General features: G+C 72.7%; 13 protein-coding genes and 1 pseudogene. 5 read left to right on the forward strand and 9 right to left on the reverse strand.

The features are described from left to right. Positions 1-23 precede the first annotated feature (23 nt). From RM812_RS32040 to RM812_RS32055, 4 genes are all read right to left on the reverse strand, one after another. Entirely contained in the window at positions 24-1,103 is a 1,080-nt protein-coding gene (locus RM812_RS32040) for an SDR family oxidoreductase (RefSeq protein ID WP_311580499.1), read from the reverse strand. Positions 1,104-1,163: 60 nt separating this feature from the next. Beyond that, entirely contained in the window at positions 1,164-1,796 is a 633-nt protein-coding gene (locus RM812_RS32045; RefSeq protein ID WP_311580503.1) for a winged helix-turn-helix domain-containing protein, read from the reverse strand. A gap of 413 nt (positions 1,797-2,209) precedes the next feature. Then, positions 2,210-3,241, reverse strand: a complete 1,032-nt coding sequence (glnII, locus tag RM812_RS32050; RefSeq protein ID WP_311580506.1) for a glutamine synthetase — start codon at positions 3,239-3,241, stop codon at positions 2,210-2,212. A gap of 198 nt (positions 3,242-3,439) precedes the next feature. Continuing rightward, a complete protein-coding gene (locus RM812_RS32055; RefSeq protein WP_311580509.1) occupies positions 3,440-3,919 on the reverse strand; it encodes a MarR family transcriptional regulator in 480 nt (159 codons plus the stop codon). Positions 3,920-4,009: 90 nt separating this feature from the next. Between RM812_RS32055 and RM812_RS32060 the strand changes: the two genes are divergently transcribed. Beyond that, positions 4,010-4,882 carry an alpha/beta fold hydrolase gene (locus RM812_RS32060; protein WP_311580513.1) on the forward strand — a complete coding sequence of 291 codons (873 nt, stop codon included), beginning with the start codon at positions 4,010-4,012 and terminating at the stop codon, positions 4,880-4,882. Between the two features lie 41 nt (positions 4,883-4,923). Here RM812_RS32060 and RM812_RS32065 read toward each other — a convergent pair whose 3' ends face one another. Continuing rightward, a complete protein-coding gene (locus RM812_RS32065; RefSeq protein ID WP_311580515.1) occupies positions 4,924-5,301 on the reverse strand; it encodes an arsenate reductase family protein in 378 nt (125 codons plus the stop codon). 175 nt (positions 5,302-5,476) lie between these two features. Between RM812_RS32065 and RM812_RS32070 the strand changes: the two genes are divergently transcribed. The 3 genes and pseudogenes from RM812_RS32070 (at position 5,477) to RM812_RS32080 (ending at position 6,474) form a co-directional block, all read left to right on the forward strand. After that, a complete protein-coding gene (locus RM812_RS32070) occupies positions 5,477-5,791 on the forward strand; it encodes a hypothetical protein (RefSeq protein WP_311580517.1) in 315 nt (104 codons plus the stop codon). Between the two features lie 258 nt (positions 5,792-6,049). Next, positions 6,050-6,127, forward strand: a pseudogene (locus tag RM812_RS32075) (hypothetical protein); the annotation flags it as partial. Between the two features lie 104 nt (positions 6,128-6,231). Next, complete coding sequence (locus tag RM812_RS32080; protein ID WP_311580519.1) at positions 6,232-6,474, forward strand: FtsX-like permease family protein; 243 nt, start codon at positions 6,232-6,234, stop codon at positions 6,472-6,474. Between the two features lie 111 nt (positions 6,475-6,585). Here RM812_RS32080 and pspAB read toward each other — a convergent pair whose 3' ends face one another. The 4 genes from pspAB to glnA form a co-directional block, all read right to left on the reverse strand. After that, positions 6,586-7,164 carry a PspA-associated protein PspAB gene (gene pspAB, locus RM812_RS32085; protein WP_311580522.1) on the reverse strand — a complete coding sequence of 193 codons (579 nt, stop codon included), beginning with the start codon at positions 7,162-7,164 and terminating at the stop codon, positions 6,586-6,588. Between the two features lie 2 nt (positions 7,165-7,166). Next, positions 7,167-8,081: a zinc metalloprotease HtpX gene (gene htpX / locus RM812_RS32090; RefSeq protein ID WP_311580525.1), complete on the reverse strand. Its 915-nt coding sequence runs from the start codon at positions 8,079-8,081 to the stop codon at positions 7,167-7,169. A gap of 60 nt (positions 8,082-8,141) precedes the next feature. Further along, on the reverse strand, positions 8,142-8,402 hold the full coding sequence (locus RM812_RS32095; protein ID WP_311580527.1) for an SCO2583/SCO2584 N-terminal domain-containing protein: 261 nt from the start codon (positions 8,400-8,402) through the stop codon (positions 8,142-8,144). 158 nt (positions 8,403-8,560) lie between these two features. Continuing rightward, the gene (gene glnA, locus RM812_RS32100) at positions 8,561-9,970 is read right to left on the reverse strand and encodes a type I glutamate--ammonia ligase (protein WP_311580530.1); all 1,410 of its coding nucleotides are present in this window, start codon (positions 9,968-9,970) and stop codon (positions 8,561-8,563) included. A 219-nt stretch (positions 9,971-10,189) separates the two neighbouring features. On the opposite strand from glnA, the gene RM812_RS32105 reads away from it, so the two are divergent. Next, complete coding sequence (locus RM812_RS32105) at positions 10,190-10,657, forward strand: RDD family protein (RefSeq protein WP_311580532.1); 468 nt, start codon at positions 10,190-10,192, stop codon at positions 10,655-10,657. Positions 10,658-10,777 lie beyond the last annotated feature (120 nt).

Consider the following 10,777-nt stretch of genomic DNA (forward strand, 5'->3'; position numbering starts at 1 on the left):
AAGCACTGGGCCGGGCCCCCCGGTCAGGGGGTGGTGCCAGGCACACCCCCGCCGGACCCGTCCCCGCCGGGTCCGTGCCCGCGGGGTCCGTGCCCGTCCGGCCCTTCCCCGTCGGTGGCCAGGACCTTCGCCTCCGTCTCCGGGTCCAGCCCGACCGGCGGCCGGTCCGGGCGCCGGGGCGCCGTGCCGCCGATGCCCCGCAGCCAGGTCCAGGTGTCGTGGACGGTGTCGCCGACCGGCCGGCAGCTCAGTCCCGTCGCCAGGGCCCGGGAGACGTCCGCGCGGTGCAGGGCGTCGTGCAGGTCACTGCCCGGCGGCACCCACACCGGCAGCTGCGTCCAGGGCTCGATGCCGGCGCCGAGAACGGTGCCGGGGGCCGTCCAGCGCAGCTCCGCCGCGCCGCCGGTGGTGTGCGCGCAGGCCTCGAGCAGGGCGCCCATGGTGGTGTGCCCCGCGGGAGCGACCAGGTTGTACGGGCCGCCCAGCTCCTGTTCCACCGCCCCGAGGACCCACTCGGCGAGGTCGCGGACGTCGACGTACTGCAGGGGCAGGTCCCGTGGGCCCGGCGCGAGCACCGGGCCGCCGCGTGCCATCCGGGTCAGCCACCACGGCAGCCGCCCGATGTTCTCGTACGGGCCGAGGATCAGCCCGGCCCGTACGAGCACCGAGCGGTCCGCGCCGAAGGCGTCCAGGACGGCCAGCTCGGCGCCCCGCTTGTCCCGGGCGTAGTCGGTCTGCCCGGCGTCCGCCGCGGCGCCCTCGACGAGCGGGGCGTCCTCGGTGTAACCGGCGGGCGGGGCCCAGGCGTACACCGAGCAGCTCGACACGTACACGTACCGGCCGGCGCGGCCCCGCAGCAGCCGCGCCGCGTCCCGTACCGCGCGGGGCGCCGCCGACCAGGTGTCGACGACGGCGTCCCACGTCCCCTCGGCCAGGGCGGTGAGCCCGTCCGGCGCGGTGCGGTCGCCGTGCAGCGACCGGACCCCGGGCGGTGGCGCGTGCCGGCCGCGGTGGAAGACGGTCACCTCCCAGCCGCGCCCGAGCGCCGCCTCCACCACGGCCCGCCCCACGAACTCCGTACCGCCCAGCACCAGTAGCCTCATGCGGGTCACTGTGCCCGGTGCGGCGGCCGGCGGGAACGCCCGTCTGCCGACAGCAGAGGCTCAGCGGCCCCCGGGCGGCGTGTACTTGTAGCCGACGCGCCGTACGGTCTGGATGGTCTGCCGGTGCTCAGTGCCCAGCTTGCGGCGCAGCCGGGCCACGTGCACGTCGACGGTGCGGCCGTCGCCCACGTGGCCGTAGCCCCACACGGTGGTGACCAGCTGGTCGCGGGTGTGCACCCGGTGCGGATGCCGGACGAGGTGGGCGAGCAGCTCGAACTCCAGGTAGGTCAGGTCGAGTTCGCGGCCGTCCACCGCGGCGGTGCGCCGCGCGGCGTCGATCCGGACGAGCGGGGCGCCCGGGCCGTCGGCGCCGTCCACCGCGTCCTGCTCCGCGGGCTCGGGCACGGCCACGGGTGGGAACGGCGACTGCTGGTCGGCAGGGACGAGCACCAGGTAGCCGACCATCGGCGGCCGGCCCGGCAGCGAGGGCAGGGTGTGCGGGGGAGCGGGCAGCCAGGTGGCGCCCGGCGGCAGGAGGTCCGCGACGCCCACCACCTCGTCCCGGTCGACGGCACGCAGCCGGTGCCGGGGACCGCCGGAGGAGGGGAGGCCGGGGTGGCCGGGGTGGCCCGGGAGTTGGGCCGGGGCGGGGGAGTCGAGGGTGACGGTGGACAGGGAGCGGGTGGTCGCCATGAGACGTCAGCTCTTTCGCGCGAGAGGTTCGTCGGGAGGGGCGACGGGCGCGAGTCGGTGGTCGGGCGCGTCGCGGGACGTACGTCGTGCGCGCCGGGCGAAGGCCTGGGTGGTGTACGGCTTTCTAGCGGGCCGGCGCGGTCGTCGCGCGGCAACACACCCGGTCGAAGTCGTCGTGCTGACGGGACGGCCAGAAGGGCTCGAGGTCATGGCGACCCGTCGCTGCGTACTTCCGGAAGCTGGCCATGGCCCCATTGAAGCAGACACCGGCCCGCGGCAGCAGCCTCCTCTCACTGCGTGGACGCCACTGTGGCGTGAAGTGGACACCGTGCCGGTCCCCCGGCCGGCCGTGGACGACGCGCAGGGGCGCCCACCGCGGTGGTGGACGCCCCTGCGCTCGAGTCCGGGTCGGATCAGACCTGGCCGGCCTTCTCCAGCGCCGTGCAGCAGGTGTCGACGAGCAGTCGGGTCACCACGTACGGGTCGACGTTGGCGTTGGGGCGGCGGTCCTCGATGTAGCCCTTGCCGTCCTTCTCGACCTGCCACGGGATGCGGACCGAGGCACCGCGGTCGGAGACGCCGTAGGAGTACTCGTTCCACGGGGCGGTCTCGTGCAGGCCGGTCAGGCGGTCGTCGATGCCGGCGCCGTAGTTCTTGACGTGGTCGAGCGGCTTGGAGCCCTCACCGAGCGACTCGCACGCGGTGATGATCGCGTCGTAGCCCTCGCGCATCGCCTTGGTGGAGAAGTTGGTGTGCGCGCCCGCGCCGTTCCAGTCGCCCTTGACCGGCTTGGGGTCGAGGGTGGCCGAGATGTCGAAGTCCTCGGCGGTGCGGTAGAGCAGCCAGCGGGCCACCCACAGCTGGTCGGAGACCTCCAGCGGCGCCAGCGGGCCGACCTGGAACTCCCACTGGCCCGGCATGACCTCGGCGTTGATGCCGGAGATGCCGAGACCGGCCTTCAGGCAGTTCTCCAGGTGCGCCTCGACGACCTCGCGGCCGAAGATCTCGTCCGAGCCGACGCCGCAGTAGTAGCCGCCCTGCGCGGCCGGGAAGCCGCCCTCGGGGAAGCCGAGCGGGCGGGAGCCCTTGAAGAAGGTGTACTCCTGCTCGATGCCGAAGATCGGCTCCTGCGCGGCGAAGCGCTCGGAGAGCTCGGCCAGCGCGGCACGGGTGTTGGTCGGGTGCGGCGTCATGTCCGTGTCCAGGACCTCGCACAGCACCAGGATGTCGTCGCCGCCGCGGATCGGGTCGGGGCAGGAGAAGACCGGCTTGAGCACGCAGTCCGAGGAGCTGCCCTCGGCCTGGTTGGTGGAGGACCCGTCGAAGCCCCAGATCGGCAGGGCGTCGAGGCCGGCGGGGGCATCCGTGATGATCTTCGTCTTGGAACGGAGCTTGGCCGTCGGCTCGGTGCCGTCGATCCAGATGTACTCAGCCTTGAAGGTCACGGGGCCACATCCTTCGGGGTGGGTCTGGGCGCACTTGCGGGTGCTGCGGCGCTGCGGCACTGGGGCGCCGCTTCTACTGCCGTGCAGCGTGTCAACAGGCGGTTTCCCGGCCGTTGCCCGTATGTGAACCCCGTGTTACCTGGGTACGGTGTGGCGCGCCTCACGGGGCTGGGCGCGACTCGTGGGAGAGGGCGCCTCTCACGGGGCCGGGCGGGGTGCCCGGTGCCCGGTCCGGTCCTCCTCGGCCGTTTCCCGCACCCCGGTCAGGAAGTCCCTGATCGCCGCCAGTTCCCGCTCGTCGTACCCGCCCAGCAGCTCCACCGCCCGCCCGATCAGCGGGCCGAAGTGGGACCGGCCGAGGGCGACCGCCCGTTCGTCCACCTCCACGGTGACCCGGCGCCGGTCCCGCTCGTCGCGCACCCGCCGCACGTGGCCGGCCCGCTCCAGCCGGTCGACCAGCGCCGTCGTCCCCGCCGAGTTCAGCCCGAGCGCGGTGCCCAGCCGTCCGGCGGTCATCTCCTCACCCGCCCGCTCCGCGTCCATGAGCGCGATCAGCGCGCGGACGTCGGTGGGGTGCATGCCGTTGCGCTGCGCGAACCGCGCGCTGTGCGCGCCGAGTTCGACGACCACCGCGCGCAGCAGGTGGACGATCTCCATCTCCGGTCCCTGTTCCTGCATGGGCGTCGCCTCCGGTTATCATCTCGCTCAACAATTATCTCGCTGAGCGAGAGAATACCGGGGAACCGGAGAAACAGGGGGTCAGGGCTCATGAGCGCTCGCGGTGCGTACGACGCCGCCCGTTTCCACGACGCCTACGACAGGGTCATGGCCAAGTGGCCGGCGCGGCGGGAGGCGGTGACCGTGCCCACGCCCTTCGGCGAGACCCACGTCAACGTCGCCGGTCCGGCCGACGCCCCGCCGCTCGTGCTTCTGCCGGGCGGCGGGGAGGCGACCTCCGCCTCCTGGTACGCCCAGGCCGCCGACCTGGCCGGCACCCACCGCGTGTACGCCGTCGACCTGATCGGCGCGCCCGGCCGCAGCGCGCCGGCCGGCGACCGGCCCCTGCGTACGGTCGCCGACCTGAGCGGCTGGCTGGACGCGCTCCTCGACGGCCTCGGCGTCGGGGCGGCCTCCTTCGGCGGGCACTCCTACGGCGCCTGGATCGCCCTGCACCACGCCCTGCACGCACCCGACCGGGTGCGCCGCCTGTTCCTCCTGGACCCGACCCAGTGCTTCGCCGGGTTCAAGGCCGCCTACCTGCTGCGCGCGGTGCCGATGCTGCTGCGGCCCACGCCCCGCCGCGTCCGCGCCTTCCTGGAGTGGGAGACCGGGGCGGCCCCCCTCGACCCCGACTGGCTCGCCCTCCAGGAGGCGGCCGCCGGGTTCCCGGGCCGCAGGCCGGTGACCGGCCCGCGTCCGGCGCCGGACGCGCGGCGCGGGCTGGACGTGCCGGTCCTGCTGCTCCTGGCCGGGAACAGCAGGACCCACGACCCCGCCGAAGTGGCGGCCCGGGCCCGGGCACTGCTGCCGCGCGTGGAGACGGCCGTCCTGCCGGACGTGTCCCACCACGCGCTGCCGCACGCGGCGCAGCCCGGACTGGGCCGCCGCCTCGGCGACTTCCTCGCCGGACCGGGTGACTGAGCCCCACCCGGCCCGGCTCGGTCGGTGCCCGCCGGACCGGATCAGGGCCTGCCCTGCGCCTGCCGGGACAGGGCGTCCCGAACGGCGTCCTCGGTGCGGGCGACCACGGCCGATCCGTCGTCCGCCGTGATGATCGGGCGCTGGATGAGCTTCGGGTGCTCGGCGAGCGCGGTGACCCAGCGGTCCCGTGACGCGGCGTCACGGGGCCAGTCCGCCAGGCCCAGTTGTCCGGCGGCGGCCTCCTGGGTGCGGGTGATGTCCCAGGGTTCGAGGCCCAGGCGGGTGAGGACCTCGCGGATCTCCTCCTCGCCGGGGACGTCGTCCAGGTAACGGCGGACGGTGTAGTCGGCGCCCTCGGCGTCGAGCAGGCTGATCGCGCTGCGGCACTTCGAACAGGCCGGGTTGATCCAGATCTCCATGCCGCACACGGTAGCCCGAGGGGCGCGAGAACCCGTTCTCCCCCTGCGTCACAGAGACCCCGAAAGCCCTTGTGGCCAGGGGCTTTTGTCAGTGGTGGGCGGTAAAATGGAAGCAGTGTTCGAGGGTGTCGCCGGGGGGTCCGGACGGCGCCCCGACCGCGACAGGAGGATGCCCGTGCCCGCTGCCGCACTGAAGCCGAAGCCGTTGCCCACCCAGTCCACCGCCAAGCGGCCCGTCCTGTTCGACTCACCGTACGAACCCGTGGCGAAGCGTCCGCTGCCCGCGGGCCGCCCCCGCGAGTGGTACGTCACGCACAACCGCCGGCTCAAGGCGATGCGGCTCGCCATCGCCCTGCTCGACTCCGGCGTCTACCTGCCGACCCAGGCCCGCAACGAGAGGATCCGCCGCACGGCGCGGCTGATCGGCGTCCACCCGCCGTCGGACACCACGTGCCACATGGTGCGCGCGTTCCTCCGCTACAACCGCTGAACCCGGCACCGTCACCGGCGCCGGGCGCCCTCGCTCCATGAGGCGCCCGGCGCCGCTGTGCCGCACGCGGGGCCGACCGCTGTGCCGCACGCGAGGCCGGCCGCCGGCCCCGCGCTGAGGCAGTACGCAGAGAGCCAGGCGGCCCGCGCCTGGCACGTGGAGCGGGAGCAGGAGCAGCGGGTCCGGCCGGCCGCGGCCCGGGAGCGGGCCGAGATCGCCCGGGAACTGCACGACGTGGTGGCGCACAGCCTGGCCGTGATGATCCTCCAGGCCGACGGCGCGGAGTCGGTGCTGCGGAAGTCGCCGGACCTGGCCCGGTCCGCACTGAAGACGATCGCCGCCACGGGCCGGGACGCGATCGACGACATGCACCGCAGCGTCCGGGTGCTGCGGCGAGGGAAACCAGGACCCTGGGGCTCGGCGGAGCGGCCGTGCACCGCATGGTCACGGTGGAATGCGCGCTCTACGGAGTACTGGGGGGGATCCTCGGTCCGGCCCTCGGCATGCCGTACTCCTGGCTGGTGGTCCGGGTCGCCGAGACGAGCGCCCCGTTCACCGTGCCGGCCGGGGAACTCGCGGCGGTCTTCACCGCCCTCGTCCTGGTGACCGCCGCCGCGGGAATGCTGCCCGCCCTCCGCGCCTCCCGGACCTCCCCGACGGTCGCCGTCTCCCAGAACGAGTAGCCGGTCCGCGGGCGGGCACGGCCACACGGGGACCCGGTGGGCTTGCCGCGGTGCCGCCGTCCTGCCCGACAGGACTGACGGACGACACTGACGGACGACGGCCCCCGCCGGTCACAGCCCGGGCGCGCCCCACAGGGGGAACCAGCGCCCCAGGTCCTCCTCGACCGGCAGCTCACCGGCGAGCACCGCCCGGACCCGCAGCTCCAGCGGGTTGTCCCGCTTTTGCCGGTCACCGGGCAGAGGCGCGAAGGGGTAGAAGGTGCCCCGTTTGTAGAGGTAGACGAGCGCGAGCCGTCGTCCGTCGTCGTCGCGGAAACCGGCCAGCGAGCACAGCAGCTGCGGTCCGAACCCGTTGGCCTCCATCGAGCTGTTCACCGCGTGCAGGTCGTTCACGAGCAGGGGCAGCTCGTCGGGGGAGCGATGCGAGACGAGCCAGGAGTAGCCGTAGGAGTCGTGGCCCAGTTCCACCGGGGCCCGGCCGGCGTCCGCGTCCAGCAGGGCCCGGACCTCGCGGTGGGTCTGCTCGAAGGCGGCGCCCTCGACCGTCGCGAAGCACACCGCGCCCTGCCCGCTCGGTGTGAAACCGGCCGCCGACTCGAGGGCCACCGCGGCCGACGGCAGCGCGAAGAGCCGGTCGAGGTCCGGCGCGGCGGGCTTCGACCGGCCCAGCAGGATGTCCAGCAGTCCCATGGTCAGGCCCTCCCCGGCGGGACCGCCTCACCCAGCTCGGCGGAGATCCGCCCGAGCTGCTCGAGCCGCTGCTCCAGGCTGGGGTGCGTGGTGAAGAGCCGTCCGAGGCCGGGCTCGGCGCCGAAGGCGGGCGTGAAGTAGAACGCGTTGAAGGCCTGGGCGGTGCGCAGGTCCTTGGTCGGGATGCGGGCGATGTCCCCGGTGACCTTGGTGAGCGCCGACGCCAGTGCCGAGGGACGGCCGGTGAGCAGGGCCGCGGCCCGGTCGGCCGCCAGCTCCCGGTACCGGGACAGGGCCCGGATCAGCAGGAAGCTCAGCCCGTACACGGCCGCGGAGACGCCCATCACGGCCGCGAGGACGACCAGGGTGTTCTGGTCCCGCCGTCCGCCGAAGAGCTGGGAGTAGAAGGCGAACCGCACGATCAGCCCCGCGATCACGCCGAGGAAGGACGCGATCGTGATCACGGCGACGTCCTTGTGCGCCACGTGCGACAGCTCGTGCGCGAGCACGCCCTCCAGCTCGGCGGGCTCCAGCCGTCGCAGCAGCCCCGTGGTGACACAGACCACCGCGTTGTCCGGATTCCGGCCGGTGGCGAACGCGTTCGGCATGTCCATCCGTGACACGGCGACCACCGGCACCGGCATGTCGGCCATCGCGGACAGCCGGTCGACCACCCCGTGCAGCTCCGGGTACTCGTCCCGTTCGACGACCCGGCCGCGCATCGCGAACAGCGCGATCCGGTCGGAGAACCAGTACTGCGCCCCGAACACCAGGGCCACGATCACCACGACCAGGACCCAGGACTTCAGCAGCGCGATCAGCGCGGCGACGAAGCCGACGTACAGCAGGCCGAGCAGGAACAGCGTGATCCCCATGCGCACGGTCAACCGCCGGTCGCTCCGGAAGCGGCTCTGCATCTGCATCACCTCGCAGTCGGGCACTCGTCCCGCTGTCCAGTGTGCACCCCGGCGGGTGGCTCAGTAGGGCGCCCGGAAGTTGAGGTATCCGAGCAGGACGATCACCGCGGCGACGCAGCCGAGCACCACGGCGGTGGACACCCACGACGAGCGGCCGGACCTTCCCCGATGCTCCGGATCGGCGCGGAAGGGGACCGGCCCGGGCGGGTTCTCCTTCCAGCGCGCGGCGAGCATCCGGGCCCGCGCCGAGGGCTCCTTGTGCGCGGCCCCGTCCGCCCACCTGAGGTCGAACTCCCGCTCCTCGTCGTCCCGTTCGGACATCTCCGGCACTCTCCCCGTCCCCCTGACTCGAACAACCGTGTTGGTGCCATGATTCCGGTCCGGTTTCGCCCTGTGAAGTGTTTTCGGCCACGGACGGCGACGCCCCCGCCCCCTGGGTCCAGGGAGCGGGGGCGTCGGACGGCCCGGGAGGGTGTCGATCACACGTCGAAGTACAGCTCGAACTCGTGCGGGTGCGGACGCAGCTGCAGCGGGGCGATCTCGTTCGCGCGCTTGTAGTCGATCCACGTCTCGATCAGGTCCGGCGTGAACACGTCGCCCTGGAGGAGGAACTCGTGGTCGGCCTCCAGACGGTCGAGGACGGCGCCGAGGGAGGTCGGGACCTGCGCCACGCCCGCGTGCTCCTCGGGAGCCAGCTCGTAGAGGTCCTTGTCGATCGGCTCGGCCGGCTCGATCTTGTTCTTGATGCCGTCCAGGCCCGCCAGCAGCAGGGCCGAGAACGCCAGGTACGGGTTGCCGGAGGCGTCCGGGGCGCGGAATTCGACGCGCTTGGCCTTCGGGTTCGAGCCCGTGATCGGGATACGCATCGCGGCCGAGCGGTTGCGCTGCGAGTACACCAGGTTCACCGGCGCCTCGAAGCCCGGCACCAGGCGGTGGTAGGAGTTCACCGTCGGGTTGGTGAAGGCCAGCAGCGACGGGGCGTGCTTGAGGATGCCGCCGATGTAGTAGCGGGCCATGTCCGACAGGCCGGCGTAGCCCTGCTCGTCGTAGAAGAGCGGCTCGCCGCCCGACCACAGCGACTGGTGGACGTGCATGCCCGAGCCGTTGTCACCGAAGATCGGCTTCGGCATGAAGGTCGCCGTCTTGCCGTTCTTCCAGGCCACGTTCTTCACGATGTACTTGAAGAGCTGGAGGTCGTCGGCGGCGGCGAGCAGGGTGTTGAACTTGTAGTTGATCTCCGCCTGGCCGGCGGTGCCCACCTCGTGGTGCTGGCGCTCGACCTGCAGGCCGGACCGCTCCAGCTCCAGGGAGATCTCGGCACGCAGGTCGGCGAAGTGGTCGACCGGCGGCACCGGGAAGTAGCCGCCCTTGTAGCGGACCTTGTAACCGCGGTTGTCCTCCAGGGCACCGGTGTTCCAGGCGCCGGCCTCGGAGTCGATGTGGTAGAAGGACTCGTTCGCGCTGGTGGCGAAGCGGACGGAGTCGAAGACGTAGAACTCCGCCTCCGGGCCGAAGAACGCCGTGTCGGCGATGCCGGTGGAGGCGAGGTAGGCCTCGGCCTTCTTCGCCACGTTCCGCGGGTCGCGGGAGTACTGCTCGCCCGTGATCGGGTCGTGGATGAAGAAGTTGATGTTGAGGGTCTTGTCCCGGCGGAACGGGTCGATGCGCGCGGTGGACAGGTCGGGGCGCAGCGACATGTCCGACTCGTGGATGGCCTGGAAGCCGCGGATCGAGGATCCGTCGAAGGCCTGCTCGTCGTCGGGGTCGAACGCCGCGGCGGGCAACGTGAAGTGCTGCATGACGCCCGGCAGGTCGCAGAACCGGACATCGACGAACTTGACGTCCTCGTCCGCGATGTACTTCTTGGCGTCGTCGGCGTTCTGGAACATCCAGCTCCTCCTACTCCCGACCGTCCCGCCGGGGTGGTAGATCGTTCGTGCGGCCAGTGCGGGTGGCACACGCTGCTTCGACCCTAGGGACGGGTGATTTCTCGGGCGTGACCCATTTGTTTCGCAGAAGTTAACCGGCTCCGTTCCAGCGTAGGCCCCATCGGGGCCCGCCACACCCCGCCGTACACCGGTCGTACGGGGGCGCAGTACCGTGGACGGGTGGACAACAGGCGAGCAATCGGATCGTGGCTTTCCGGGCCGCGCGCGGCCATCGAAGAGGCCGGCGCCGATCTCGGACACCAGGGTGAGCAACTCGGTCTCCCCGCGGAGGGCCCGGGGTCGATCGCCCGCCCGGGCAGGCGGATCGGCGCCCTGGCCGTCGACTGGGCCCTGTGCCTCCTGATCGCATACGGCCTGATCACGGACGGCTACGACCAGGCGACCGGCAACTGGGCCCTGCTGATCTTCTTCGTACTGAGCGTGCTGACCGTCGGCACGGTCGGCTTCACCCCGGGCAAGCGTCTCCTGGGCCTGCGTGTGGTGGACCTGGGCACGGGCCGCCCCAACCCGCTGCGTGCCCTGCTGCGCTCGGTCCTGCTGTGCCTGGCTCTCCCGGCGCTGATCTGGGACCGCGACGGCCGGGGGCTGCACGACCGGCTGGCGCGCACCGTGGAAGTACGGGTCTAGGGCCTCTGACCCTACGGAAGTACGGATCCAGAAGCGGTCCGGCAGGCGGCACGACGCCGGTACGGCGATGGGGGCGCCCGGAGAGATCCGGGCGCCCCCATCGCCGTACCGGCGTCGTGC

It is taken from the genome of Streptomyces lancefieldiae, assembly GCF_031845825.1.
Lineage (GTDB): Bacteria > Actinomycetota > Actinomycetes > Streptomycetales > Streptomycetaceae > Streptomyces > Streptomyces lancefieldiae.

Bases quoted from the DNA above. Each gene is read 5' to 3' on its own strand.
- RM812_RS32040 (WP_311580499.1), bottom strand. From the start codon at position 1,103: ATGAGGCTACTGGTGCTGGGCGGTACGGAGTTCGTGGGGCGGGCCGTG.
- RM812_RS32045 (WP_311580503.1), bottom strand. From the start codon at position 1,796: ATGGCGACCACCCGCTCCCTGTCCACCGTCACCCTCGACTCCCCCGCC.
- RM812_RS32055 (WP_311580509.1), bottom strand. From the start codon at position 3,919: ATGCAGGAACAGGGACCGGAGATGGAGATCGTCCACCTGCTGCGCGCG.
- RM812_RS32060 (WP_311580513.1), top strand. From the start codon at position 4,010: ATGAGCGCTCGCGGTGCGTACGACGCCGCCCGTTTCCACGACGCCTAC.
- RM812_RS32065 (WP_311580515.1), bottom strand. From the start codon at position 5,301: ATGGAGATCTGGATCAACCCGGCCTGTTCGAAGTGCCGCAGCGCGATC.
- RM812_RS32080 (WP_311580519.1), top strand. From the start codon at position 6,232: ATGGTCACGGTGGAATGCGCGCTCTACGGAGTACTGGGGGGGATCCTC.
- pspAB (WP_311580522.1), bottom strand. From the start codon at position 7,164: ATGGGACTGCTGGACATCCTGCTGGGCCGGTCGAAGCCCGCCGCGCCG.
- htpX (WP_311580525.1), bottom strand. From the start codon at position 8,081: ATGCAGAGCCGCTTCCGGAGCGACCGGCGGTTGACCGTGCGCATGGGG.
- RM812_RS32095 (WP_311580527.1), bottom strand. From the start codon at position 8,402: ATGTCCGAACGGGACGACGAGGAGCGGGAGTTCGACCTCAGGTGGGCG.
- glnA (WP_311580530.1), bottom strand. From the start codon at position 9,970: ATGTTCCAGAACGCCGACGACGCCAAGAAGTACATCGCGGACGAGGAC.